This is a genomic window from Vibrio sp. 10N.261.45.E2, from assembly GCF_002875705.1.
In the GTDB taxonomy this organism is placed as follows: Bacteria; Pseudomonadota; Gammaproteobacteria; order Enterobacterales; family Vibrionaceae; genus Vibrio.
This window is the reverse complement of sequence record NZ_MCZZ01000143.1, coordinates 66,951-93,687: the sequence shown is the minus strand read 5'-3', so window position 1 is coordinate 93,687 and position 26,737 is coordinate 66,951. Positions and strand designations below refer to the sequence as shown.

Here is a 26,737-nt window from a genome sequence, read left to right as displayed (position 1 = left end):
CTAATCCGCGATGAACCTTTATTAAGCGTTCCAATGGAGAGCCGTATTTAGAGGTTCACCATAAAATACCGTTGTCGCAGGGCGGTTTAGACATCCTTGAAAATGTAATAAGTCTCTGCCCCAACTACCATAGGGAAATACACTTTGGTCCATCTGGCTAACTAACTGTTTAAGAGTGATTCGCAACGCGTGGCGTTTTTACTATGCGTTGCGTTTAGTGTTTAAGGTGGTATACGGGAACTTCGGTATTAAGTTGCCCACACCTAACAGGGAGTTAGGTGGCAGTTAATGGAGCATCGTTTTAAGGAGATAATATGCACTGCCCATATTGCGATGAGAGAGTTGGCTACTTCAATGCATTGAAAATTAGTCGTTGGAAAAACCATGTCTGTTTAAATTGCGGTAGTGAATCTAGCACTACGACAGGAAATACCGTTTTGATAGTAACTAGTGTGCTAGTGCCTCTATTTTCTATAGACATGTTGCTTTCGAGCCTGCAACAACCGTTACATTGGGCGCTATATATTGCTTTGGCTGTATTATTATCTTACATAGCCCATAGATATATTGGTAAGCTTCAAAAGAGTAAGCAACAAAACACCTAACAATGTGTTTGAGGTTGATTCCTAACACTCGGCATTTTTGCTATGCGCTCATTGATGTGGTTTTGTAGCGTAGCTCCAACTTTAATGCAGCGTGATTCGATTAAAGGAATAAATCAATGAGAGCACCGTTTCAAGTATTAATATTTCCGTATCAAACACTCAATGGACAACCTCGTTACTTAATCGGGCAACGAAGTGATAATGGTGTTTGGCAAGCTATTTCAGGCGGTGGTGAAAATAGTGAAACCACTCTTGAGGCAGCAAAGCGTGAACTTAAAGAAGAAGCTAGTTTAATTGGCTGTGATTGGCAGCAATTGGACTCAATGTGTATGCTACCCAAAGTGTACTATTCTGGTCATGAAGATTGGGCTAATCATCCGTTTGTGGTACCTGAATATTGTTTTTCAGTTCGGGTGTCTATCGAGCCTAAGCTATCAAATGAGCATATAAAACTTCGTTGGTGCGGCTTTCAAGAGGCTAGTGAACTTCTGAAATATGACTCAAACAGAATAGCCTTGTGGGAACTTAATCAAAGGCTCAATAGCATGCTTTGAAAAGTCGCATAACAAACCGTTCAAAATTGCTTCTCAATGCGTGGCATTTTCACTTTAGGTAAAGCTTGGTGCTTCCCTGTGGTCATTTTGAGTGTGATGATGCGTTTTTAGCCATTTAGCTTAACGTTATCGGAAAATTATTTTGGCGTAGTACTTTCTCATCTCCTATCGTTAAGTGACTGTTTTTATTTACGGCGAGGTAGATCATGAGTGGGCGTTTAGAGCAGAACAAAGAGAATGCAATTGCCTTTTATAAAACGGCGTATTTAGGTGAGCCAGCGAAAGCTGTGGAGCTATACGTCGGAGATGGTTATATCCAACACAACCCTGTTGTAGCGGATGGTAAAAAAGGGTTCATAGAATACTTTGAACAAATGTCGCGTGAGTATCCAAGTAAAGATATTAAGTTCTTACGTGCAATTGCTGAGGATAATTTGGTAGCACTACACACAAGGCAAATGTGGCCGGGAGGTGATGAGTACGTGACTATGGATTTCTTCCGCTTTGATTCCAAAGGTAAAATTGTTGAACATTGGGATTCTATTCAAGGTGTTCCTAAAGAATCAACTCACAACAACACCATGTTCTGATATGACATACAAAGCCTTTTAGAGTGACTCTTAACGTTAGCATTTTCGGCTTACTTCAATTTCAGTGTTTAGGTCACAATGATTTAAGGTCTGGTTGCAATGTCACTCACACCTACACATAGTTTTGCTTTCTACGAGGGAACGAACGTGAAACAACGAATATTAAAGAATTTACAGTTAGCGTTAGGTATCAGTTTTGGTGTCGCCATTCATCAGTACTTTTTTATGACGGATGGTGCATTTGATTTATATCGGCCAATGGTGGCGTTTGCTTTTACGTTTGTAGTTAGCAGTATTGGAACACTTCTAAAAGAAAGAATCATGCGCAAGAAGGAGATTACATGAGAATGCGGATGATAACTCTCCACTTTTCCAACCGATCTCTAAAGAGAATTGTGTAGTTTCAGAGCAATTTAAAGACAAGTTTCGAAATGGTTTTGAGGCAAGCCTTGGTGAACATGGTTGGAGAAAGCTCTGGGTAATCAAAGACTCTAATGAACGAGTGTTTGGTCATATAGACCTACGTCATTACGCTGAGGAGTATAAGTTTCATCGTGTGCTTCTCGGCATGGGTGTTGATTCAAGTTTAAGAAAGCAAGGGTTGGGTGTAGAACTGATTAAGTGCGTGACTGAGTTTTGTAACGAAATCCCGAGTATCGATTGGTTAGATCTCAATGTTCTCTCGAATAATCTTCCTGCAAAAAATTTGTATTTTAAATGTGGTTTCGAAGTGATTGGAGAAGTCCCAGATTGTTACCTTATAGAAGGGCAGACTGTGTCAGAAACAATGATGACACTATGCACAAGAACTTCCGGATAAGAACGCTTTGAAGAACGAATTGTGACACTTGGCATCCTGAGCTTATGTTAGTGGTTAAGCTTGGTGTCAGCGCTTTTACACGGCAACTCTACCTATAGGTAAAAGGGGCATCATGACTAAAATCTATTTCGTGTGTGGTTTTATCGGATCGGGTAAAACGACTTACTCTAAATCACTTGCAGAAAAGCATGGCGCCTTTCGTTTCTCGATCGATGAGTGGATGATTCCTTTGTATGGCGAGCACATGGAGCGTGAAGTTTTTGATCGCCGTTTGGCAACGTTACAAGAGCTATTTAAGGACTCTGCTATGCAGCTCTTTTCCTTGGGTGTTCCTGTGATTTTTGACTTTGGTTTTTGGCGTAAGTCTGACCGAGATTCTTTTACAAGCTGGGCATCAAAACTAGGTGTGGAAAGCGAAGTTCATTACCTTGATGTTCAGTTTGAGACTTGCAAGAAGAGGGCATTTAGCCGTAACTCAGAACTCAATGGTAAGTCTTATGAAATGACACCGGAAATGTTAGATCTGTTTTGGTCTTGGTTTGAGGTACCAACTTCAAATGAAGATGTTGTTTGGGTTCAACAGGAAGCTCAATAAGATATGTGACTAGGCGTGAAGCTGAGTGGCCATTTTGTTATCTAGCTTATGTTCTAAGTCTCGCGTTACATCGAGTGTATAAAAGTCTGAGTTGTTTATCGAGTAATCGAGCGATAATTACACTCCAGTTACGCTAGTTTTGGTAATTAACATTCCCTGTCGATGATCGAATTTTTGGTCAAACCAACTATTAAGACAGGGAACTGAAATGAACAGGATAACATGGGTCGTACTGGCTCCATTACTGCTATCAATGGCAATGGTTTTTCGTACTTTTATCTATGGAAGCGAGGGCTACGTTGAAGCTATCACCGTATCGTTGGTGTTGTCTGCGCCTTTGATTTTTACCTTTGTACTTGTTGCCTTATTTTGCCGAGATAGCGTTTCGGATAGATATGTGCTACTTGAAACAATCGCAATTTGTGGGCACTTATTTACAGTGATGCTCCATGTATTGTGGAACGGCTTTATGTTGGCGGATGTGATTAACAAAGACGGGTTAGGGCCAGCTCAAGGCTATTCCGGTTTGATACTTTGGGTTGGTAGTATCAAGGCGATGTTACTTGGCGTGGTTGTGGGAATATGCCTGCATTACGTACCTCGGATATTTAGGAAGTTAGCTGTAAGATAAGGTTAGCTCAACCATTAACACATGTTCCTACAGGAGTTTGAACGATGTTTTACAGTAAGGAACTTAACAAAGGATTACTTTTGATCCTCGGCGTGATTAGCGCGTTTATCGTTTTTACCTCCGATAGTAGTTATGGAGCCTTGTTTGCTCTGTCAATCAACGTCTTGATAGCTATTCTTTTTTTCTCCATGACCATTGAACTCAAAAGCGACATACTGACTTGGTGTTTCGGCTTTGGTTTTGTGCGCAAAACTGTGAAGGTATTTGATATCGTCGACATATCTTTTTACCAAACGAAGTGGTATCAAGGAATTGGCATCCGAATGCTGAGCGATGGCTGGTTGTATAATGCATCGATAGGCTCAGCGTTGAAGTTAAGCTTAAGCAATGGAAAGCATGTTTACATTGGCTGTAAGAAAACAGACGGTTTAAAGTTGGCCTTGAAAACCGCTAACGAACAGATAACTCAAAAGTGATTTACGAGGCTTGGCACTTTGCATTGGTTAGATAGAAACAAGACGGTTATATGGCGATATCATTTAAGCCGATGAACAATTTGGATTTGTTAGGGTTACTTGAGTAAGAACGCCTAACAAAACGTCGCTTGTTACTCATAATTTATCAAGGAAGAAACGTTATGAAATTAGCTCAGTTAAATATCGCTCTGGCAAAATACCCGTTAGATGCGCCCGAAATCAAAGAGTTTGTCGACAACTTAGAGTTGGTCAATGGAATCGCAGAAAGTAGTGAAGGGTTTGTTTGGCGTCTGAAAGATGAGTCTGGTGACGCAACCAATATTAAAGCCTTCGATGATCCTAATATGATCGTGAACATGTCGGTGTGGGACTCTGTGGATTCGTTAAAGAACTTCATGTTTCGCACGCATCACCGTGAGTTCATGCGACGAAAGGGTGATTGGTTTCATCGTTTACCTGAAGATACTTATGTTCTTTGGTGGATTGAAGAAGGCCATATTCCCACATTAGAAGAAGCGATAGAGCGACTACAATACCTCAGAGAAATGGGTGATTCACCGTATGCCTTCACTTTTAAAACCAACTTTACAGAGTCAGAAGCACCAAAGTAGCGTCATATAACTAGGTTGAGGTGAATAGGGTAATTATGGGCGATTATTTAGATATTTGGTTTACGGTTACCTCCTTAGTTTTTATTGTAAGCCTACTTTCAGCACTTTTTGTTGGGGTCTGGCGTAAAAATATAAAAGCGTTGATTCTGTTAAGTGGAGTCGCAGCAATCAGTATTGTTCTGTTTCTCTCTCAGAAGTATCAAATCCGAAGGATCCTCGCTGAAGAGCTGAGCGTGTCGAGTTTCGTTGTGGAGGCTCATGAGGAGTTTGAAGAATCTAAATTGTTATATTCTTTGCGAAGTAGTAGCTACGTAACGATGAATAGAACGAAGCCTTTGTCAAAAAGTAAAGTACGTATTGTTATTAACTCTGGCGAGGTTGAGTTATTGATAGCTCAAGACTCTAAAAACGAAGAAGTGTTTTGGATCTATTATCCTAAATACCGATTTAGTCGTTTAAACCCAATGGGAAAGGTACGTATCCGTTAAACATAAGTGCACAATTGCCACAGTGACTTTCAGTAACAAAAATACCGCCGGCGATATCGGCGGTATTTTTTATTACGCTTATTGCAGCGTTCAGCTGAGAACAGAGAGTCTAGTTAACGTGTGCTAATTCAACACTCTGTGTTTCGTTCGCCACTTTCCAATCGCCACCTAACGCTTTATACACCGCAATGGTGGTGTTGGCTGTTTGAAGCTTGGCGGCTACTTGGCGATCTTGCATCGCTTTTTGTTGTCTTTGTGCGTCTAACACTGATAAGTAATCGACTAGTCCCGCTTTATAGAGTGACTTAGCTTTGCTTACCGCGTTATCAACGGCAAGGGTAGCTTCATCGATGCGCTTTTGGTTCTCTTGGCTACGACCATAGGCAAACAAGCTTGAATCCACTTCTGCAAAAGCGCTGTCTACCGAGTGTTGGTAGTTAAGCGCTGCAGAACGGAACCTTGCTTCGTTCATCTCAACTAAGGCTTCTCCTCGGCCACCATCGAACACATTCCAGCTGATGCCTGCAGATGCTGCCCAGCCGAATGAATCACTACTGAACAAGTCATCAAAACTTCCGGCCGTCACTCCTGGCGTACCTGTTAGAAAGAACTTTGGATAACGATTGGCGATGCTTGCACCAAGTTCTTCATTAATGGCTGCCATTTCTCGTTCTGCAATGCGGATGTCTGGGCGTTGCTCTAACAAGTCTGAAGGTAAGCCTGTCGGAATGACATCCTTCATTCGTGGCAAGGTAAATTCGCCTGCTAAACGTTGGTTCACGCTTGTAAGTGATTCGCCTAACAACACAGCCATACGTTGTTTGTGGACTTGTTCTGCTATTTCAAGTTGAGGGACAACAGATTCGGTTGCCGCAAGCATGGCTTTAGCTTGAGCGAGATCTAACTCAGAGCCATAACCACTTCGAACCACTTTGGTGATCAGTACTAAGGTCTCTTTTTGGTCAGCAATGTTCTCTAGTGCAATGGCTTTTCGCTCTTGAGCACCACGATATTGCAGGTAGTTGTGAATGACATCAGCCGTGATTAAAGTGTTCAAACCCGATTGAAATATCTCGGCTTGTTCCACTCGAATCGTCGCCGCGTTGGATTGCTTATCGATACGTCCAAACAAGTCCATTTCCCAAGCGATGCTCGCACCTAAGAACCCACCATCGTGTTGCGCTTCCAATAACGACATGCCCGTTGCTGATTCAACCGCATCAGACGCACCGAATACAGGGCCGAGTAGGGAGTCGTTTTCACTCAGTTGGTAGTTGTAGTAACCACCACCGACATTCACTGTAGGTACTTTGAACGACTCAACCACACTCTTGTACGAATTCGCCATGTTGATGCGTTCCGCTGCCAGTTTGAGCGGAATGTTCTGGCTTTGAACGTCGGTCACTAACTGATTGAGCGTTGGATCGTTGAACTGTGTCCACCAATGATTGTGTTGTTGGTTCGTCTCGTTTTGGCTCGCGCTTTCTTGGCTGTATAAAAATGTTTCTGCCATGGTCGTTTGCGGTTCTTCGTAATCTGGGCCAACCGCACAACCTGTGAGCAACAAGGCAAGAGCAATAGGAGCCACTTTAAACTTCGTTAATGGATACATGTTTATTGCTCCTTGTTGAATGAGGTTGCAGCGGCGTTATTTGTCGGTTGAGGTGTTGCATCAAGCACGACGACTGCGTCTTTAATAGCTTCGGCCACTGTCTTTTTATCTTCAGTTCGATAGAAAAGCTTGTACAGCGCAGGCATGACAAACAGAGACAACACGGTTGCCGCAGCCAAGCCACCAATAATGGTTGCCGCCATTTGGTCAAACAACAGATCACTGAGTAACGGAATCATGCCAAGAGCCGTAGTGAGTGCACCCATTGAGATTGCCATTGTACGGTTCACGGTTGCTTCTTTGATTGCGTCAGACAGTGATCTACCGTTTTTACGTTCAAGTTCAATTTGGTCCATTAATACAATGCCATTTTTGATGATCATACCGGTCAAGGTTACTGCGCCAATCAACGCCATGAACCCGAATGGTTTATCCAACAGTAACAAGCTGAACGTTGCACCTGTTGCTGCAAGCGGTAGGGTGGTGAAGATGATCACTGGTTGTTTGAAGCCGTTGAACATCGCGACTAGGATAATCACCATTAACAACATCGCTTTAGGCAGTTGTTTAAGAATATCGCTGACCGCTTTGTGCTCGTCGTAGTATTCGCCACCCCATTCCAAGTGATAACCGTCTGGCAGGTGAATAGACTCAATTTGCTCTTTAACGGAGTTTCTTACTGCGGCAGGTGTGGTGTAACGACCGACGCCAGCTTGTGCAGTGATGGTTTTTACTCGGTCACGACGCCAAATCATGGTCTCTTCACTGGTCAGCTCAAATCCATCGATGACTTGACCTAATGGAACGCTGTGAATGCCTAATAAAGAGCGAACAGGCAGGGTTTCTAGCGATTGAATTGAACTTTCTGTACCACGTAGCTGAATGGTGACCAGTTCATCGTTCAGGTTCATACGACCCAGAGGCATGCCTTCTGATGCGCGTTTCATCGCGAATGCAATGTCCGCACGGTTAATACCGGCAAGGCGCATCTTGTCTTGGTTGATGACAGGTTCTAGCACTTTGCTCTTTTGACGCCAATCGTCACGCACGTATTTGGTGTCTGGATGTTGAGCAAATATAGCTTTCGCTTGCTCTGATAATCCGTGTAGCACTTCGACATCTGGGCCAGAGAAACGCGCTTCAACACTGAATTTATCCGCTGTCGCTAGTTTTAAGCTTCTAAAGCGAGGGTCTGCATTTGGAAATTCTTCCATTAGCCATTTGTCACCACGTGCAATCAACGGGCTGAGTGATGGGAAATCGGTAGCGTTGATCAAGATCTGACCGTAAGCGGGATCAAACGGTTCTGGCTCAATGGTCACTGAGAAGCGAGGGGCACCAGCACCAACGTATGTTGAAATGCTTTCGACTTCTGGTTGCTCTAATAACCACTGTTCAATGCGCTTCATGTCTTCTGAGGTCTGTTCAACCTTGGCGCCATTTGGTAGCCAGTAATCTAGGAACAGGATGGGTCTGTCGGCTTGTGGGATAAAGTTAACGGCAATGCTCGGCACAGCCAATGCCGTCACTAAGATCAGCGGAATAAGCCCCGTTAATGCCTTGAGTGGGTTATCTACTGTCCAGTTGACGCTCTTACGGTATAAGCTCACTTTGGTGTTGTCAGCTTGTTTGGTTGGCTTGATGAAGAACCAACACATTAAGGCTGTGAAGGTCATAGCGACCAACCAAGACAACAACAACGAAGAGGCGATGATTAGGAATACTGAGCTTGCGAACTCAGCCGCATCTGTTTTTGAGAAGATAACAGGGCTTGCACCCATGATAGCGATGACTGTCGCGCCAAAGAGTGGCGTCGCTGTCTCTTTAACAGAATCAATTGCGGCTTTGGTGCGGTCGATGCCTTTGTTGATTTTTACAATCATCATATCGGTGATGACAATCGCGTTATCCACCAACATGCCGAGCGCAAGAATGAACGTACCTAACGATACTCGGTGTAGATCAATGGACGCGATGTTCATGTAGATAAGCGTCAGCAAGATAGTCAAAAGCAAGCTTGAGCCGACGATCGTCGCGCTTTTGAGGCCCATGAATATCGATAGAACGATAAACACAATCGCGACACTTTCTAGCAAGTTGCTTACGAAGTTGTCTATCGATTTTTGAACTTCTTCCGGCTGGTTCGCAACCGTTGAAATATCAACGCCTAATGGCAGAGTCGCTTGAAAATCGCTGACAACTTGATTGATTTCATCGCCAAGCGAAACTACGTTAACGCCAGTTACAGGGCTCATCGCTAATGTGACTGCAGGTACGCCGTTGTAGCGGTTCTCTGTCATCATTGGCTCTTGGTAGCCCATGGTGATGTCAGCGATATCACCTAAACGAATTAAGCTGGTACCCAATTCACTTATGCCGCCCTTTATCATCAGGTTTTTGATGTCGTCTAACGAACCAAATTCACTCGATTGCTGAATACGAATACGTTCAGTGCCTGCTGAAAACTTACCCGCATCAAAGGTCATGTTCTGAGTATTAAGCTGAGACCAAACTTGGGTGATAGATAGGCCATATTGCGTCAGCCTTTCGTCTGGAATATCGATGTGAACAACACGTGGCTGAACACCGTGTAACTCAATCTTCTTAATACCATCGACAGTTTTGATTCGTTTTTGTAACTCTTCTGCGTAACGTCTTAGTTCAACAGGCGAGGCATCCTTACTGTGTATAGAGAAAAGCATGCCGTAAACTTCAGAAAACTCATCTTGAACAACACTGATCTGTGCAGTTGAAGGCAGTAACAGCTTTATGTCGGATACTTTACGACGCAACAAATCCCATTCTTGAGGAAGTGCTTTTGAATGAAGAGACTCTTTTAAGTCAACAAACACCATCGACATGCCTGGGCGAGACAGTGAACGAAGTCGATTCAGTGATCCCATCTCTTGCAGTTTGGTTTCAACGGTATCCGTAACTTGTTGTTCCACTTCTTCCGCCGAAGCACCAGGGTAGAGAGTGACGACGACGGCCGTTTTGATGGTGAAGCTTGGATCTTCGAGCTTGCCAAGATCAAAGTAAGAAAACAGGCCCGCAATAACACTCAATGCAGTGAAAAACAGAATGAAGGTGCGTTGTTTTATCGCAAAATCAGCTAGATTCATCATGATTACCTACAGGCTCTTAACTTGAATATCTGAGAAGTGTTGACCTTCCATGACGTATTGAGCGCCACTCACCACGACGAAATCGCCATCGTTGAGTTCAGATTCAACACACACGGTATTTTTAGACATTGAAACCACGTCTACAGTCACGCCATGTGCTTGCTCGTTTTGAAGGGTGAATACTTGCTCGATGCCCGATTGATTCACTACTGCAGAATACGGTAAGCAGAAATTATTGGTTGGTTCACCAAGTTGGGTAGTCAGTGTTACGGCTTTACCCGGCAGTACCGTTTTATCGACTGACTCGACATGATAAGTAACGGCATAGGTTTGCTTAATAGGGTGAGGTGAAGTTGCGATTTCAGCAGCGTAGCCAATCAGCTTTTCATCAGAGCCATACCAGCTAATAATAGAACTTTGCTTTGGCTTGAACTCGTGAATCAAGTTTTCTGGGACTTGGATTTTAACTTCAAGTTGTTCGGGGTTGTGGATGGTGAAAACCGAAAGACCCGGCAGGACTTGTTCGAACTGATCGAAGTTAGATGCGGCTACCACACCATCGAAAGGCGCGCGCAGTTGGGTATAACGAATTGAATCTTTTGCACGGCGTATGTTCTGTTCGACCACTTTAACCGCCGCTTCACTTCTCTCATATCCACTGATTGCACGGTCTAAGTTAACATCAGCAATTGCGTTGTCGGCAATGGCTTGTTTCACTCGTGCAAGTTCAGTCTTAGCTAATTTGTGTGCAGACTTTGCTTCAAGAGAGCGGGCTTGTAACTCCTCTAACGCTACTTGGTAATCGTGCGGATCGAGTTGTGCCAACGGTTGGCCTTTCTTTACTGAATCGCCAACCGAGACCATGATGTTTTGAATAGTGCCCGGCACGCGAAATGCGACACCAGCTGTTTCTGATGATTGCAGCTTACCTGTAAAAGACTTTTCGACCTGATGAGAAAGGGGCTCAAGTCGAATTACTTGAATTGGTCGCGTTTGTTTTTGAGCTGTCGTCGCCTCAGAGTCATTGCAGCCAAAGAGAGAGACTAGGCTTAGTGCAATGACTGTCTGTTTAAGAATAGGTGAGCACTTAAACGTAGCTGTCTGTTGAAAGATAGGCGATTGTTGAGATATAGGCTTCATTGATTACTCCTGTCAATTTATGGAGTAATTCTATCTTTCAGTTTTGTTTAGATAATCTAGTCTATTCGCGAAACACTGTCATAAAATTCATTACAATAACTATAGATTTGGAAGTTCTTGTAATAGAAAATCAATCAAAAGTTGAGCGGAATGACTCAGAGCTTTGCGCTGCGGGTAGAGTAGCCATGCTTCTTCTTTTTGAATATCCACTCCAGGGAATAGGTTGATCAAGGTTCCGTCTTTGAGTTGCTGTCGTACCAAGAGTTCTGGTAGTAATGCGATGCCTCTGTGACGTGTTACGCCGCCGATTACAAAGCCGATGCTGTCACTCACCACCGAAGGTTCGACTTTGATGATGTGGTCTTTGATGTTCCATTGCTTGTCGATGTCACCGCTTGGCCACCTAAAACAAACAAAGGGGTAAGTTGAAATCTCTCTTAAGCTTGAAGGCTTGCCTTTTTTCTCAATAAATTCCGGACTCGCAACAAAAACACGTTGGAGATCCATCAGCTTACGGGCGACCACGTTAGCGTCACTCAAGGTACCGCCATGCATGGCAAGGTCTAACCCTTGACGATACATATCGACAAAGCCGTTACTAATGTTGCGAATGTCGAGCTCTACTTTGGGGTACATATCTTGGAACTTGAACAGCGTTGATTGCATGATGTCGCTGGTTTCAGGCAACAAACCAATCTTCACTTGTCCGTGTGCGACTTCTGAAAGGTTGGAAGCGATATGATTCGCTTTGTCGAGCGCACTCAAGGCATTGATCAGCTCTTTGTAATAAAGCTCACCAGATTTCGTTAAGGAAAGGCTGCGAGTGGTTCTAAAGAACAATTGAATGCCGAGAGACTTTTCAAGGTCGTTAATTCTGCGGCTAACATTGGCGCGGGGAAGGTCAAGTGCATTGGCAGCGGCAGTAAAACTACCCAGTTCGACAACGGTGGTAAACAGTTTTAGATCTTCGATTTTCATAACAACAGCATTGAATCGTTTTTAGAACAGTATGTTGGGCATCGTATACCAATTGGATTTTAAAATCGAAGCGTTCTTGAAGCTAGCTTGTGCTGAGGCAGTAAAAAGCCAGCCGATAAGTGATTATCATAGCTGGCTTTGTGTTTATCTTAGACTAGTGTTGTTTCACCTTAGACGATGCTGTTTTAACGACCTCGACCGTCGACCATTACGATGATTGTTTTAGAAATGATGCTGAGATCAGCCACAATCCAAGACTTAACAGAACATAAGCTTAACGCGTAACTATGGTCGAAGCCGACTTTACGACGTACATCATCAATACAGGTATCGTAACCTTGATTCACTTGTGCAAGCCCTGTGATACCGGGCATTACGCCATATGTACGGTCAGCAAAGTAAGGGATTTCGTTCTCTAGTTTGGTGTAAAAAGTAGGGCGTTCAGGACGAGGACCAATCAGAGACATTTCACCTTTCAATACGTTAAACAGTTGTGGAAGCTCATCAAGACGAGTCTTTCTTAAAAAGCGACCTACAGGTGTGATTCGTGGGTCATTCGCGGTAGCCCATACAGCACCAGAGCGAGTTTCTGCATCTTCGTACATGCTACGGAACTTCATTATTTCAAAGATTTCCATTTTCTCTGGTGTAGACTTACCCACACGCAGTTGACGGTAGAAAATAGGGCCACGAGAGGTCAGTGCAATCGCCATCGCAATCAGTGGAAATACTGGTGCTAGCAAAATCAAAGCAATCAATGAGCTCACGAAATCGAAAGTACGTTTAGCACGTGAGATTTTGTATTGGTATAGGTTTTGGGTAGATAGCTGTTCAATGTTCATCATAATAAGTCCTTAATGATTCGCTCGTGTCCAAGGTGAGTTTTCTAGTCCGATTAGGTAACGAATGCCACCAATGAAGTTGGCATAGTGTCCAACGATTAAATAAGAGATTAATGAAATAGGTTTGTTTACTAGGCGCTTTGGTAATATGCAGCCAAGCAAGCCAATGCTGTAAACCGCTACTTGAGCCCATAACAAAGCTTCAAATACCATGTAGTTGCTCAGTAAGATTGAGCACACAAAGCACACAATCATCAAATATGGAGTGAGTAAGCGAAGGCCTTTTCCAGAGAAAAATGCAAACGCGATACCTTTAAACTTCGGGCTAAACAAGCCAAACAATCGAATCGCTTGTTGCATGTTACCCGCCGAAATACGAAGTCTACGTTTGAAGTCTGTTTCTAGGTTCGATTCCTCTAGCTCTAATGCCACCATTTGGGTTTCGTATTCTGCGATGTAACCTTGCTTAACGATTTGCATCGGTAGGATGAAATCATCGTTAATGGTATTCAGAGGAAGTAGTTCGAACAGGTGTGTTCTGAACAAGTAGAATGCGCCATGCGAACCTAAGCTAGAACCTAATGATGCCTCTGACTCTTTAACCGCGGTCTGATACTGCCAATACGTGTTTTCACCTTCATTACCCGTTGGGCAAAGTTGGTAGGTTGCGTTTACAACACCGACCTTGTCACTTTCAAAATGAGCGGCAGCAATCAGTAGTGCATCCAATGAAATAAGGGCAGAAACGTCACTCATTGCTGTGATATCACTGGTTATACGTGTCACTTCTTCATTAATTACCGCAACTTTGCCTCGGTTTACTTTATGGTCATGTATCTCAAAATAAACGTCACTGCACATCGCTTCTTGAATGGTCATTTGTGCAATGGCGACTGTGTTATCGGTACAACCATCACAAGCAATAATCACCTGTAGCTTCTTTTTTGGGTAATCGAGTGAAGCAAGGTTACGGATCTTGTCTGCGATCCACTGTTCTTCATTAAACGCTGGGACAAGTACGGTTATGGTCGGCAACGTACAATCTTGCTGTTCGTCTTTGTAGCAACGATGACTCTCTTCAACTTTACGCGCTGGGTGGCTTTTCGCATACCAACGCAGCAACAGAGGGTAGGCTGCGTGATGATAGACAATCAACGCGCCAGAGAATAAACACAGTCCTGCAAGCAACCAATCAATCATGCGTAAGCTCCTTCTGAGATGTCGTTGTAAGACGAAACCATTTTGATGATGTCGAAGTTTTCGAGTACGTAGCGTCGAGGCGATAAAAAGCGCTCATTTTGATTCTCTAGCAACGCGTTGGCTAATCCTGTGATGCTGCCTTTTTTGACGAGCGTGCCGCTTACTGGGCATAAGGTTTCATCGACAGCGCCCACGTCCATCGCGACAGTTGGAATATTGCACGCTTGAGCTTCGAGTGTTGAAAGGGGTAAGCCTTCATGGCGTGAAGGTAGGCAGAAGGTGTCTAACGCTCCGTAAAACGTGGTCATGTCTTCAACTAGGCCTAGGAAGATAATTCGATCACTTAGGTTTAGTCGGCGAGTAAGTTGCTCAAGTTGAGCACGTTTGGTACCGCCGCCAGCAAATGCGACAACCATGTTTTCTGGTAGAAGCGTCATGGCTTTAATCAGTTGGTCTTGGCCTTTCACATATTCTAGGCGTCCCGCACAACCGATGATGTGTTTGTCTGTCGGCAGGTTTAGCGCTTCTCTCGCATGTTCTTTCGACATTGGCTTAAACTTTTCACAATCCACGCCATTTTTGATGGTGATAATGTTTTGGTAAGAGAAAGCAGCGCGTAGTTGGTTATAAACACGCGTCGCGTCTGCAACTAACGTAGGCTGAGCGGCTTTTAAAGCAAGCGCTTGTATGCGACGACGTTTGTTGTTGTTCAGGTGCCACGCGTCATGCTCGGTATGGATTCGAGTTGGAACACCAGTTACGCGAGCGGCATACCCTGCATACAACAATGGGCCAATGTGATGGGTATGAACAACGTCAGGGCGAATTGCATTGAAAGCTTTGATAAGCTTAATAATGATGTTGAACTGTACGCCTGGTGCTTTATCTAAAAAAACGATCTGCTCTTTGTAAGGCTCCAATTTCGGCCAGTTATTGACTGATTCTTGTTTTGTACCTTCTAAACTAACGATAAGTACTTGGTCGCTTGGCTTAGCAAGGCGCAACAGATCGAGCGTCAGGGTTTCTAAGCCACCCGGAGCAAGGTGCTGAACAACATGTATGATCTTTTTGCCATGCTTCGTTAAGTGCGTATTCATAATTTGGACCCTGCCTTTATAATTCTTGTTTCGCCTTTCTGACGTTTCTCTTGAAGTGACTTCATTTAAAACGTTTAACTAAGCAAGGAGATTGCAGGAGTTGTGCCAATTAAATAATCCATTTATTTCAATGGCTTATGTTGATCTATTTTGTAGTGATTTTTATTTCTCAAAATGGGAATCAAAACAAAATACCAATGAATTGCAGTTTGAATGATAAGGCAGGTGGACGTTTAAGGTGAGATTACGAATTTGAGGCTTTAGACAAGTGAAACGCCAAGCGAATGTTGGCGTTTGTTGGAGAGAAGTAAGCCCTTGGTAAGGTCTGGTTTTAAAGCTGACTAGCTCATTTTAGGAATGACCGTTATCACAGGGACACCCAAGATATCTTCGATTTCGTCTTTACGTTTGATTGAAGAGTCAAACAATTCAAACAATACGGCTAAGCCAATCCCCAATCCAATACCCGCTACAAATCCAGCCAGAATAAAGACAAAAGTCGGCATGTTCGATTTCATGCTAGGCGTGAAGGGCAAATCGATAATCTTTACACGTTTGTTTTGTTCAAACACACCTAGAGAACCCGTTAACTGAGCCATTTCATAACGCTCTGTCAGTTCATCGTAAAGTTGACGCTTTATTTCAACTTGGCGTTTTAGGCGGTACATCTCTTTTGCATTTTCACCAAAGTTATTCGCCTTGTGTTCTAGTTCGAAAATCATAGTACGAAGGCTTTTTGTCTCTTCAGTCAAAGACTCAAAGCGAGCGCGAACCAATTGCAAGCTGTGTAGCTGCGTAACCAAAAGAGGTTGGGTATCGGAAAGTTTGTTCAGTGTTGTGCTACTTGCGATGTCCCAAAGCTGGTCGCTGTTCATCTGTGGCTGGGCAACATCAAGTAAACTCTTTCGCTCATTTTCAAGTCTTTCTAATTCGCGAACCTTAGCTTGCACGGCACTGTGCTTATTAGTGTATTTTGCTTGAAGCAGCGTTAGCTCACTACGAATGTCGATGATCTGGTCTTCTATTCGGCCGATCACTGGGTTGGTTTTTGAAAGCTGTTGGTCGATCGAGCCGAGGCTTTTCTCAACGCCTGATAACTCGGCCTCTTTTTCTGCAAGGTTTTGTTTTAGCGATGCTAAGCGGTTTAAACTTTGGCTTTGTACTTCTGGTGTCGATTGCACGTTTTCATTCATGTACAAGGCCAAAGCTTCTTCTGCTGCTTCCAGTTCAATACGACGCTTGTCGATATGGATCTTCAAGAAGTTGCTTGAGTCTTCAATTGACGAACGTTCCGGTGCGAGCAACTGTTCAATGAAATGTTCGCTAACCGAGCGAAGAGTCTGTTCCATTCCAAGTGCTGTGTTGGATGTTAAGCTTATCTTTAGAAAATCTTTTCCAAGCTGAGTCACCGACAAACGTTGAGACAGGTCGGCGATGATCTCTTCTTTTTCCATCTCAGGCATGTCTGGCGTAGTTAGTTCCAACTCTTCAGCCACAGAGTAAAGCACATGTCGACTGTGAAGCAACGTTCTTAATGCATTGAGTCGATCTTTCAGCATGGTCGATACCGCGATGTCTTCCAAGAATGGGTTCATTTTAGCGGTTTCTTGAATCAACATACTGGTATGCGCATCGTATTTTGCTGGAGCCAGTTTGCTCACCCCAAAGCCTACAAACGGCAAAATCAGGATTGGCAGCACGATAACATAGCGTTGACGCCACATCGCATTAAGGATAGTTAATAACCGCAATTTCAGATTATTCATAATAGCTCCAACATCCAATGTACGAAGTTACCACGGTTCTGCCAGCTTTCTTGCTCGACGACAGAGATAGGTGAATTGTTAAGTTGACGTGCATGGTCAAGCGCCCAAATCATTTGGTTAGCACTGCCGATCGTAGTCACGTGCTCTTGATAGGGAACCAAAGCAGGGAATGGCGTGGTAATAATCGGTGTACCAGCCGCAAGGTATTCCATTAGTTTGAGTGGGCTGCAAGCTCGAATCTGTTCGTTATCAACAAACGGTAGTAGGCTTACGTCCCAGTGTTGAGAATAGCTTGGCAATGTATGATGTGGACGAGGGCCAAGGTAATGGACGTTGTCCAACTTAGGTAGCATGAGCGTATCAAGCTCGTTTGGACCAATGAAAACAAAGTCCCACTCCGGCATCGCATTCGCAACTTTATCAATCATCTTGTAATCAAGCCACTTAGAAAGGCTGCCATAGAAACCAGCAATAGGGCGGTGGCTACTTGGTAAGTCTTGTGCTCTTGATACAGGTGTTGAAAACAGGTCTACGTCTACACCATGCGGTAGTAAGTGGGCTTTATGTTTTGGAAACTTATCCATCAATTTTTTGCTGGCCGCGAATATCAGAGTTGCTTTATCAATCAACTCTGACTCGTGTTGCGCTACCGTGTCATGGTCAACACCCGCCAATGCACTGAAATCATCGCCACAGTAATACACTACGGATGATTCGCCTAAATGTCCGCACAAATCAACTGCGGTCGGAAGTGACGTCCATAGAATAGGGTCGTTAAGATTAAGCTCGGCAATAACAGGTTTTAGTTGGCGTAACATCATTTGCTGGGCCAGCTTTCTCGATAACTTAGACGCAGGCGCAGGGATGGTTTTTAAGTTAACGATGGTAATGTTGTTGTGTCCCTCTGAGTCGAGCATGTTTTGAGTCACGGCTTTGGTTTTGCCGAACAACTTATTGAACGCTCGCGCCATATCTTTAGATGACAGCTTCGGTTGTCTTAGACCAATAGAGTTGATCCATAAGACTGTATGTTGCTGAGCTAGGTGACGAACCAAATGTTGAGTTGATGAAGGCAGGCCGCCAAAGTCTTCACCAAATACGATTAAATCACGCATGGTCGCCTCCATGAGTCTCAAATGCATCGAATACGTCAGACTCTGTAACTTCTACAGACTTGATTTGGCCAACCACTCGAGCAGGGTTGCCGGCTGCGATAGCAAATGCTGGGATATTCTTTGTTACCACGCTGCCTGCGGCTATTACTGCACCTTCGCCGATGGTTACGCCACCTTTAACGGTCACGTTGGTTCCTAACCACACATCGGGTTCAAGGATGATGTCGCCGATTTGTTGCGGGTCATCACCTTCACCTAGCGCTCGGCGTTTTGCATCAAGCGGGTGTCCAGAGTAGCCAAATAGGAAAGCGCCACCTGCGATACGTACGTTGTCAGAGATAACCACTTTGCCTCCAACAGCGATAGTAGACTGCCAACCGATATCGACATTGTTACCAATTGACAGTAGTGGGTGCTCTAAGCCTTCTAATGGCTGAGTACAACCAGAAAACGTGGTGTGGCCAGAGATACGGCAATTGTCACCAATTGAAATTTGAACAGGGCCGCTGACGAAAGGTAAACCTCCGTACAAATACAGGCGTTTGCCACATTGAGCGACACGTCCCTTGAACGCAGGTGTCCAGTAGAAGAATCGAGTAAAGCCAGAAACCAAATTCACCACAAGCTTGTGCGCTTGATATAGGCAGCGATTAAGCACTTGAGGGGTAGGTAGCTCTGCGCTTCTGATGTCTTTCAAAATGAAAAACACATTTCTAATTCGAGAATTAGGATGAAACTTAAGCCAATGTTTGAATTGATGTATAGATACTGACGTCATAATGAAACTCCTCTATCTTGTTATATAGAAGTACTTTCATATACTGTGCCATTAATTAAGCCCAGTATTTTCAAAGAGTTATAAAATATCTTTTAGATTTTCTCATTTTGACAGGCAGTTTGAGATACGTTTGAGACGCAAACTGTGAGTGCTGCGAGGATATAAATCGGCCAGTTGAAGCCTTGGGTCAAAAATGTACCAGACACAATTGTTCCTATTAGACCTGCATAGACAGCATAGGCGACGGCATTAAGTTCAGGTGCAATGTCCGTGGTGGTATTTTTTAATCTCGCTAACGTGGAGCGAGAGGTTTTGATTAAAGAAACGATAAGGCAGACAAAAATGATAAGGCCAATAAAGCCTGTCTCTGCTAACACTCCAAACCAAGTACTGTGTACGGCGTGATTCAGCCCATCCCAGTGTGAACTGTAGAAGAAGTAGTTCGAAAAGAAGTTGTTAAGCCCAACTCCAGTCAATGGGTTCTCGATTGCCATTTTTACGGCTGCTTCCCATGCATAGATTCGCCCCATCGCAGATTCATCGATACCTTGCTCAGCCGCGCCTCCGGATGATCTGTCTGAAATTCCGGCCACCAAGTAGAGAACGATGGCCGCAACAGAACCTACCGAGATTAAGAGGACTTTAGAACGAACTAATTTCCACGCAAAAATACCAATAACGGCAATACACCCCAGTAACCCGCCACGGCTTTGAGTTGCAATGATGGCAGCGAGCAATAACAAGCAGACTAAGCCACTAATTAACCGTTTGAAACCAGAAATGCCAGATGTGGTGGCTTGGCTTATGGTAAAGGCGAGTGGGAACATCAATACCAGTGCTAGGTCGTTCGGGTCACCCAACATCGAACCAAAATCGCGACCAATGGTGACACGTGAGCCTTCAACAAGCCCAATGCCATTCACTGAGTTATACACGGCAATAAAACTGACTAAAGCGCCAGCGTAGATGATGGTCATCGCGGTTTTTGCGAGGTTCTCCGTGGTGTTCACTAGCCAAGTAATCGCAAGCGTCATCGCGATTATTTTCCAATACACACCTTTGAATTCCGCTAGTGCTATCGGTCTGTTCGACGCAAAGATGATGCCGATGAAAACCAGTACCCAAAATATCGCCAGCCAATTTAAACAAGGGTGCCAAAAGATTTTAAGCTCTTTACTGATTAACGCATGCCAGAGTAGAGCTGACAGAGCACCCAACGAGAGCATCAAAGGGATTTTTAACGAGTAGAGTTGGGGGATGGCTTCGTGAATTCGGAAAAAAGAAAACACAACGAACAACAGAACCAGCCAGAATGTCTTGTTCAGCACGAATAGCCCGCCTAATGGTACAAGCGCTAGCGCCACAATAACGACAGGGTGAGGCGCAAAGTACCAAACCACACCAAGACCAATGCACAAGACACTGATCGTGATGATAATTGGTAATCTGTTGTCTTCAGGAGTGACCATTGTGACCTCTATTCGCAGATAAACTTTTTACGATAATTTCGCAGTTTTAAAGACGCAATTACGCCTGATGTAAAGTTTGCAAAGCGAGTGCCAGTTATGCATTTAATTTAACTGACTGATTTATAGTGGAATTGTTAATTGAAAGCTAAGCCTGGTGTTGAGGGTTGTCATTTTGAGAATCAGTATAAAACGACTAGATCGCCTAAATCGCTAGACCAAAATGACCAATGAGTGACTAAGATTCGTTGTAGTGGTCGAGTTGGTAGATCTCCAACAACTGCGGGACAACAGCTTGTGGCGAATATTGGTTTTTAACGGTTTCTATCGAATTACTTTTTAGAGAATCGCGTTGTTCGTTCGTCAATGACATCCATAAAGATAAAAACTGTTCTAGTTCAGCTTCTGAATTAGCGAGGTAGCCGTTAACTTGATGCTCGATGAGTTGAGGTAGGTTACCCACTGAGGTAGCGAGAACGGGAATGCCGCGGATCATGGCTTCTAAAGCGGCCATAGGTAAGCCTTCGAAGCGGGAAGGGATGACTAACAAATCGATTTGACTCCAGACCCTATCCATATTGGTCTGATGCCCATGAAAAGTCACATTATCGGGCTGTGATTTAACTAAGACTGGCATTTCTGGCCCATCACCAAAAAGCTCAAACTGAACTTCGGGAAATTGTTTCGCTAATGCGATAAATCGATCAGGCGCTTTTTCATGGCTTAATCGGCCTACAAAACCAACATGGAATGGGCTCGATGAAGGGGAGTTTTTGAAACCACTTGGAACTTTGACGAAGTTGTTGAGCTGATGGGTTTTACTCGGCACTTTCGCTTTAATCTTCTCACTGACGACCAGTGACTGATCAGAAAGAAAACTACTGTAGCGGTCGAGCCAGTCATACAGCCACACTTTGCCTGTTGGGGTTTCACCAGCGTGATAAGTGGTGATTTGCTTGGTGTTGACTAAACGAGGTGGGAGTTTTATTAGCTTACTGACCAAACTGGCTTTGTAACCATGAGCATGTATAAGCCTTGGCTGATAATGTTGAACTGCACGTTTAAGCTGTGCCGCGCTATTTCCACTTGAATCTGAAGAACAGCTGGAGGCTAAGTCGGAGAGGTAGCTAAAAGGGATGTTCAACGTATTCAATCTTTCAACAATGATCGCTTCCGGATTAAATTTGGTCAAAAGAACGATTCGAACAGCCTCTGAATACTGAGCACTTTCTGATATCAGGCCTTGAGCCAATTCTAAAACGTGCGTTTCTATGCCACCAAAAGTTTGGCTGTCGATTAACAGCCAAATCTCGTGAAGGTTTACGTTAACTGCACCATCGTTAGGCTTGATTGTACTCATCTTCCGATTCCCAAGCCTGTTTCTTACGGTAAACCGTAGAAGGGCTGAGTTCCAACAACACAGCGGCGTTTAACACATTCCCATCGCAATGGTTGATTGCATGTTGAATGGCTTCACGTTCTATTTGCCACAACGGACGAATAGCGCCTTCGCTTGTTGTAAATGCAGGCGTCATCGAGTCGTTGTTCGCGGTAGAAACTAACGGTTGATCCAACTCTTCTGGAGTAATCGGAGGCAATTTAGCTTCTGGTGCTTCTACAACAGCGGCCTGAGGCACAGGTACTCGAATTGGCGTCACCGATTTCGATGTTGGAGCTGCGTCTACTTTGTTAATCGGAGGCGGTAACATGTCTTTAGTCACGCTTGTTTCATTGTTCAACACCACGATGTTACGGATGATGTTTTGCAGTTGACGCACGTTGCCTGGCCATACATAACGTTTAAGCAGATTCTGAGTTTCTTTGTCTATTGATTTGAACTTCTTCTTGTCTTGCTTCGCGTACAGTTTCAAGAAGTGATTACAAAGAGTGACGATGTCACTTCCTCGTTCGCGAAGTGGCGGCATCTCGATGGGCACAACGTGAACACGGTAGTAAAGGTCTTCTCTAAAACGTCCTTCTTGTACTTCAACGAGCGGGTCGCGGTTGGTTGCACAGATAATTCTGACGTCGACTTTGATTTCGCGATTACCACCGAGTGGAGTGAAGGTACCGGTCTGTAAAAATCGAAGGAGCTTCTTTTGCATCTCCAACTCCATTTCACAAAGCTCATCGAGAAATAGGGTGCCACCATGCGCTTGCATTGCCGCACCTTTGCGGTCGGTTGTTGCACCGGTAAATGCACCTTTTACATGGCCGAAGATTTCACTCTCCATTAGGTCTCGAGGGATAGCACCACAGTTAATCGCAACGAAGGGTTTACCGTTACGCTGGCTTTCTTGGTGAATCGCTTCTGCACACACTTCTTTACCCGTACCACTTTCGCCGTTAATAAACACGCTAGCAGTAGTAGGCGCAACTGAATCGATGATCTTGTAAACCGCCTGCATGGGTAGGCAAGAGCCGATGAAATTATGAAAGCGATCACGATCGAACTTGCTTTGTATGTTATCGACTAGGTTTTCGAGTTTCGCTCGTTTTAGGTGTAAGCGAACAGAGGTTTTGAGTCGATCGGCTTGAATGGGTTTCTCTAAAAAGTCTTCCGCGCCGCGCTGAATAAGGTCTACCGCAATGTTTACTGAGCCATGGGCTGTCGCGATAATAACGGCGGTCGGTATTTCATTTGCGCTAATCCAATCTAATACTTCTTCCCCTGGCATGTCTGGTAACTTGAGATCGAGAATAACAAGTTGTGGGGAGTGCCTTTCAATGAAAGTTTTTGCTTCCGCGCCGGTTTCGACGTGGAAAATATCGTAGGGCTCGTCCTTTACGTACTGCTTATAGAGTACGGCGAGTGAGGTGGAGTCTTCAACTAACAATACTTTAGGGCGCATTGTATATTCCTTTTGAAACTTTATCCTAACCAATCAATAACATAGTGATAGGTAACCATCAATACGAGTCTTGTGTATTTGTTATCTACCGCATGCAATCTCTTAACAAGCGGCCTGTATTATTTTTTGTATCGTCGACCATGATGGTTCGCATCTTAATGGAAACTGTATTAACAGCGACGATGTTGAGCGTTCATTTGATCCCGATGAGCAACAATTAAGTTAACTGAAGCCTGCCTCTTTTCTTTCAAGCAATGCTTTGATTGAACGCTCAGCAAGTTCGAGTAATTCATCAACTTGTTGGAATGCCGCATCATGGCTTTGTTCTAAACATTGTTTTTCTAGAGCGCGAGATAGCTCTCCCAAAGGGCGATTTCCCAATGATAATGCCGTACTTCCGAGAGTATGGACCTCAAATTCAAGTGTCTGAGCGTCTTTCTGAGTGGCGGCTTCTTTTATGGCAACCAAGCGTGTTTGTGATTCTTCGACATAATGGTCGATCAAGATCGGGATAATGTCCGCACTTGTATCTCGAATCATTTGCTCTAGAACGCTTTCATCAACAAGCATGCTAGCTTCTTGTAAGCTTAGATCTGCAGGTGTGTCTGACGCTAAAGTCGAATTCATCAAACTAAATCCTTTTGTTGAGCTAATATCCATGAGTAAAGGGGCTGTTGACCTTTCGTGGTTAAGTTTTGTTCGAGATAAAATCGTTTTAGGTGCGGCGAAGAGTATGTAGCCTAGTCATTCTAAGCAAATATTCTTCAACAAAGCATAAAACGATTTTAGCCGAACCCTTCGGGCAGCCCTTGTGGTTCATTTCTACTGCGTTAGAGACTTTTCATGTAGGCCAGCTACACGTCAAAGCCTCTTCCTTGTATTAATTTTCCACAAGATGCTGCAAAACCCAGCTCGAAAGGTCAACAGCCCCTATTAAGTTTTAGACATTTTCTAGAATAATTTCAACTGGTTGGCGTATAAAGAGTGCAATTAATTGCTATCTCATTCATCTCGGGTCTGTGTTTGTGACAAACCTAACGGACTGATTTAGTTTGTTTTCTGTTATGAAATATCAACTTAGATGCTTATAAAGCGTAAGCGAGAGACAGAGAGCCAGAGAAAGCGAGGGCGATATAATAAAAAAGACCACTGCAGTAAATGACTAGCAGTGGTCTTAAACCGGGTGAAATCGTCTGGACTAATTCAAATAGCCGTAATCTAAATATTGATTATCAGAACTACGAAGCTTTATCAATTTTTGGCTTTGGGTCAGCTTCTACTTCTTCCTCGCTATTTTCAGAGAAGATGTCAGCAACAGCGCTTCTCTCTAGCTCACCTTTCAGATTACCTTCTTCATCGACAACAGGAAGAGAGTAGTCACAAGACATCGTGTCTGGGAGCACTTCTTCAATCACAGCATCAGGTAAAATGGCAGGAACTTCTTCATATATCTCTTCACTGAAGTCATGCACTGATGCATCTTCAACCGCATCTTGTAAGCTCTCTTGCGTAACTAGGCCTTGATAGCCATCGTCCGTTACGTGATAAGCGTAATCGTTTTTCAGCATCTTCATTTGCGCGAGAGCACCTTCGATCGTTTCTGAGGTGATTCGGTAAAGAGGCGGCTGCATAACGGTTTCAACGGTCAATGCACGAGCACGGTTTACGTCTTTAACAAACGCTTCCACGTAATCATCGGCTGGATTCAGCAAAATCTCATGAGGTGTGCCTTGTTGTACTAATTCGCCGTCTTTCAAAATCGCAATTCGGTCGCCTAGACGAAGTGCTTCATCCAAATCGTGAGTGATGAAAACAATCGTCTTATGAAGTTTCTCTTGAAGTTCAATAAGCTGATCTTGCATTTCACTTCGGATCAAAGGATCGAGTGCCGAGAAAGCTTCATCCATTAATAAGATTTCAGCGTTGGTACACAAAGCGCGAGAAAGGCCAACACGTTGTTGCTGACCACCAGAAAGTTGGGCAGGGTATTGCTTGCCGTAACCTTTCAAGCCAACGGTTTCTAACCATTCATTGGCCTTTGCTAAACGTTCTTCTTTTTTGATGCCTTGTACTTCCAACCCATACGCAACGTTTTCAACCACTGTGCGATGAGGCATTAAGCCAAAGCGTTGGAATACCATCGACATCTTATGGCGACGGAACTCTTCTAACTGTTTGGTGTTGAGGCTCATTACGTCTATGCCTTCCACCATAATCTTGCCTTGAGTCGGGTCGATTAGACGGTTGAAGTGACGAATCAGAGTCGATTTACCCGAGCCAGAAAGCCCCATGATAACGAAGATTTCGCCACGGTTAATCTCGAGGTTAATCTCCTTCAAACCAACGGTATGACCCGTATCTGCGAGAATCTGGTCTTTATGTTCACCGTTCTGAACTCGGTTCATCACAGACATTGGTTTTGGTCCAAACACTTTGTATAGACCACTAATTTCAATCAATGGTTTAGTCATGCTTGAATCCTCCTAAATGCGCATTGGTTCTTTTTGCATACGCCTGTGAAGCGCGATCAAAAAGGATAGCAAGGGCAACAATGGCAAAACCATTCATCAAGCCTAATGTGAAGTATTGGTTTGTGATGGATTTAAGAACCGGTTGGCCTAAGCCTTTCACACCAATCATAGAAGCGATAACAACCATAGACAGTGCCATCATGATGGTTTGGTTGATACCCGCCATGATCGTTGGCATTGCCAACGGAAGCTGAACACCCCATAAACGTTGTTTTTTACTCGCGCCAAATGCGGTAGCGGCTTCAAGCACTTCTTTATCAACTAAGCGTATGCCTAAGTTGGTTAAACGAATTACAGGTGGAATCGCGTAAATAACTACAGCGATTAGGCCCGGGATCTTACCGATGCCGAGTAGCATGACGACTGGAATCAAGTAAACGAATGCAGGCATGGTTTGCATGATATCAAGCATCGGTGTAACGATAGATTGCGCTCGGTTTGAGCGGGCCATCGCAATACCAATCGGAATGCCTAAGAATATCGAAACCAAGGTACACACAGTGATGATACTGAGCGTCCGCATGGTGTCTTCCCACATACCAAAGTAACCAATGAGAAGCAGAGAAACGACACAGCCTAAAGCCAGTTTCCAAGAACGGCTTGCTGCGTAGACAAGGCTTGTACACACGGCGAGGACAATAATCCAAGGTGTGGAGATAAGTAGTTTTTCAAACCAAACAAGGAACGAAAGAAGAGGGTCAAAAAGAGATTCAATCATTTCACCGTATTCACGGGAAAATTCACGGTATGCGCCATCTAGCGTCTTTTTTATGGTTCGTAAATCAGCGCGTTCCATCTCTGGAAAGCTTGATAACCAATTGCTGTCAGCCATTTTATATCCTTATAGTTCGGAGCCACTTGTTCA

General features: G+C 44.0%; 25 protein-coding genes and 1 pseudogene. 10 read left to right on the top strand and 16 right to left on the bottom strand.

Features of this window, described 5'->3' with window-relative positions:
* Positions 1-20: 20 nt before the first annotated feature.
* The 10 genes and pseudogenes from BCT34_RS24805 (at position 21) to BCT34_RS18155 (ending at position 5,370) form a co-directional block, all read left to right on the top strand.
* Positions 21-161 (top strand): HNH endonuclease signature motif containing protein, encoded by a 141-nt coding sequence (locus BCT34_RS24805; protein WP_102300561.1) that lies wholly within the window; start codon positions 21-23, stop codon positions 159-161.
* A gap of 560 nt (positions 162-721) precedes the next feature.
* Positions 722-1,159, top strand: a complete 438-nt coding sequence (locus tag BCT34_RS18195) for an NUDIX pyrophosphatase (RefSeq protein ID WP_076651652.1) — start codon at positions 722-724, stop codon at positions 1,157-1,159.
* Between the two features lie 206 nt (positions 1,160-1,365).
* Positions 1,366-1,749: a nuclear transport factor 2 family protein gene (locus tag BCT34_RS18190; protein WP_076651651.1), complete on the top strand. Its 384-nt coding sequence runs from the start codon at positions 1,366-1,368 to the stop codon at positions 1,747-1,749.
* 147 nt (positions 1,750-1,896) lie between these two features.
* Positions 1,897-2,094: a hypothetical protein gene (locus BCT34_RS18185; RefSeq protein WP_076651655.1), complete on the top strand. Its 198-nt coding sequence runs from the start codon at positions 1,897-1,899 to the stop codon at positions 2,092-2,094.
* Positions 2,084-2,569 (top strand): annotated as a pseudogene (locus tag BCT34_RS18180) (GNAT family N-acetyltransferase); the annotation flags it as partial. The gene BCT34_RS18185 and the pseudogene BCT34_RS18180, both read left to right, overlap by 11 nt.
* Before the next feature lie 112 nt (positions 2,570-2,681).
* Positions 2,682-3,164: an ATP-binding protein gene (locus tag BCT34_RS18175; RefSeq protein ID WP_076651649.1), complete on the top strand. Its 483-nt coding sequence runs from the start codon at positions 2,682-2,684 to the stop codon at positions 3,162-3,164.
* Positions 3,165-3,372: 208 nt separating this feature from the next.
* Positions 3,373-3,795, top strand: coding sequence for a hypothetical protein (locus tag BCT34_RS18170; protein ID WP_076651648.1), 423 nt, complete (start codon positions 3,373-3,375; stop codon positions 3,793-3,795).
* A gap of 44 nt (positions 3,796-3,839) precedes the next feature.
* Positions 3,840-4,271, top strand: a complete 432-nt coding sequence (locus tag BCT34_RS18165) for a hypothetical protein (protein ID WP_076651647.1) — start codon at positions 3,840-3,842, stop codon at positions 4,269-4,271.
* A gap of 161 nt (positions 4,272-4,432) precedes the next feature.
* A complete protein-coding gene (locus tag BCT34_RS18160; RefSeq protein ID WP_076651646.1) occupies positions 4,433-4,882 on the top strand; it encodes a DUF3291 domain-containing protein in 450 nt (149 codons plus the stop codon).
* Between the two features lie 35 nt (positions 4,883-4,917).
* Complete coding sequence (locus BCT34_RS18155) at positions 4,918-5,370, top strand: hypothetical protein (RefSeq protein ID WP_076651645.1); 453 nt, start codon at positions 4,918-4,920, stop codon at positions 5,368-5,370.
* Between the two features lie 109 nt (positions 5,371-5,479).
* Here the strand turns inward: BCT34_RS18155 and BCT34_RS18150 are convergent, their stop codons facing one another.
* From BCT34_RS18150 to BCT34_RS18075, 16 genes are all read right to left on the bottom strand, one after another.
* Positions 5,480-6,982 (bottom strand): efflux transporter outer membrane subunit, encoded by a 1,503-nt coding sequence (locus tag BCT34_RS18150; RefSeq protein ID WP_076651644.1) that lies wholly within the window; start codon positions 6,980-6,982, stop codon positions 5,480-5,482.
* Between the two features lie 2 nt (positions 6,983-6,984).
* The gene (locus BCT34_RS18145; protein ID WP_174571132.1) at positions 6,985-10,104 is read right to left on the bottom strand and encodes an efflux RND transporter permease subunit; all 3,120 of its coding nucleotides are present in this window, start codon (positions 10,102-10,104) and stop codon (positions 6,985-6,987) included.
* Between the two features lie 9 nt (positions 10,105-10,113).
* Entirely contained in the window at positions 10,114-11,247 is a 1,134-nt protein-coding gene (locus tag BCT34_RS18140; protein ID WP_076651642.1) for an efflux RND transporter periplasmic adaptor subunit, read from the bottom strand.
* A gap of 99 nt (positions 11,248-11,346) precedes the next feature.
* A complete protein-coding gene (locus BCT34_RS18135) occupies positions 11,347-12,225 on the bottom strand; it encodes a LysR family transcriptional regulator (protein ID WP_076651641.1) in 879 nt (292 codons plus the stop codon).
* A gap of 185 nt (positions 12,226-12,410) precedes the next feature.
* Positions 12,411-13,070: a sugar transferase gene (locus BCT34_RS18130; protein ID WP_076651640.1), complete on the bottom strand. Its 660-nt coding sequence runs from the start codon at positions 13,068-13,070 to the stop codon at positions 12,411-12,413.
* A 9-nt stretch (positions 13,071-13,079) separates the two neighbouring features.
* On the bottom strand, positions 13,080-14,267 hold the full coding sequence (locus tag BCT34_RS18125; protein WP_076651639.1) for a glycosyltransferase family 2 protein: 1,188 nt from the start codon (positions 14,265-14,267) through the stop codon (positions 13,080-13,082).
* Positions 14,264-15,364 (bottom strand): glycosyltransferase, encoded by a 1,101-nt coding sequence (locus BCT34_RS18120; protein WP_076651638.1) that lies wholly within the window; start codon positions 15,362-15,364, stop codon positions 14,264-14,266. Before BCT34_RS18120 ends, BCT34_RS18125 begins: the two co-directional genes overlap by 4 nt.
* Positions 15,365-15,705: 341 nt before the next feature.
* Positions 15,706-17,130: a Wzz/FepE/Etk N-terminal domain-containing protein gene (locus BCT34_RS18115; RefSeq protein WP_076651637.1), complete on the bottom strand. Its 1,425-nt coding sequence runs from the start codon at positions 17,128-17,130 to the stop codon at positions 15,706-15,708.
* Complete coding sequence (locus BCT34_RS18110) at positions 17,127-18,245, bottom strand: glycosyltransferase (protein WP_076651636.1); 1,119 nt, start codon at positions 18,243-18,245, stop codon at positions 17,127-17,129. Before BCT34_RS18110 ends, BCT34_RS18115 begins: the two co-directional genes overlap by 4 nt.
* Positions 18,238-19,023 carry an acyltransferase gene (locus BCT34_RS18105; protein ID WP_076651635.1) on the bottom strand — a complete coding sequence of 262 codons (786 nt, stop codon included), beginning with the start codon at positions 19,021-19,023 and terminating at the stop codon, positions 18,238-18,240. Before BCT34_RS18105 ends, BCT34_RS18110 begins: the two co-directional genes overlap by 8 nt.
* Before the next feature lie 92 nt (positions 19,024-19,115).
* Entirely contained in the window at positions 19,116-20,492 is a 1,377-nt protein-coding gene (locus tag BCT34_RS18100; protein ID WP_076651634.1) for an O-antigen ligase family protein, read from the bottom strand.
* A 235-nt stretch (positions 20,493-20,727) separates the two neighbouring features.
* The gene (locus tag BCT34_RS18095; protein ID WP_076651633.1) at positions 20,728-21,849 is read right to left on the bottom strand and encodes a glycosyltransferase family 4 protein; all 1,122 of its coding nucleotides are present in this window, start codon (positions 21,847-21,849) and stop codon (positions 20,728-20,730) included.
* Positions 21,830-23,341: a sigma-54 dependent transcriptional regulator gene (locus BCT34_RS18090; RefSeq protein WP_076651632.1), complete on the bottom strand. Its 1,512-nt coding sequence runs from the start codon at positions 23,339-23,341 to the stop codon at positions 21,830-21,832. Before BCT34_RS18090 ends, BCT34_RS18095 begins: the two co-directional genes overlap by 20 nt.
* Positions 23,342-23,563: 222 nt before the next feature.
* The gene (locus BCT34_RS18085; RefSeq protein WP_076651631.1) at positions 23,564-23,968 is read right to left on the bottom strand and encodes an Hpt domain-containing protein; all 405 of its coding nucleotides are present in this window, start codon (positions 23,966-23,968) and stop codon (positions 23,564-23,566) included.
* A gap of 611 nt (positions 23,969-24,579) precedes the next feature.
* Positions 24,580-25,812, bottom strand: coding sequence for a glycine betaine/L-proline ABC transporter ATP-binding protein (locus BCT34_RS18080; protein ID WP_076651630.1), 1,233 nt, complete (start codon positions 25,810-25,812; stop codon positions 24,580-24,582).
* Positions 25,805-26,704: a proline/glycine betaine ABC transporter permease gene (locus BCT34_RS18075; protein WP_076651629.1), complete on the bottom strand. Its 900-nt coding sequence runs from the start codon at positions 26,702-26,704 to the stop codon at positions 25,805-25,807. The genes BCT34_RS18080 and BCT34_RS18075 overlap by 8 nt, the downstream gene beginning before the upstream one ends.
* Positions 26,705-26,737 lie beyond the last annotated feature (33 nt).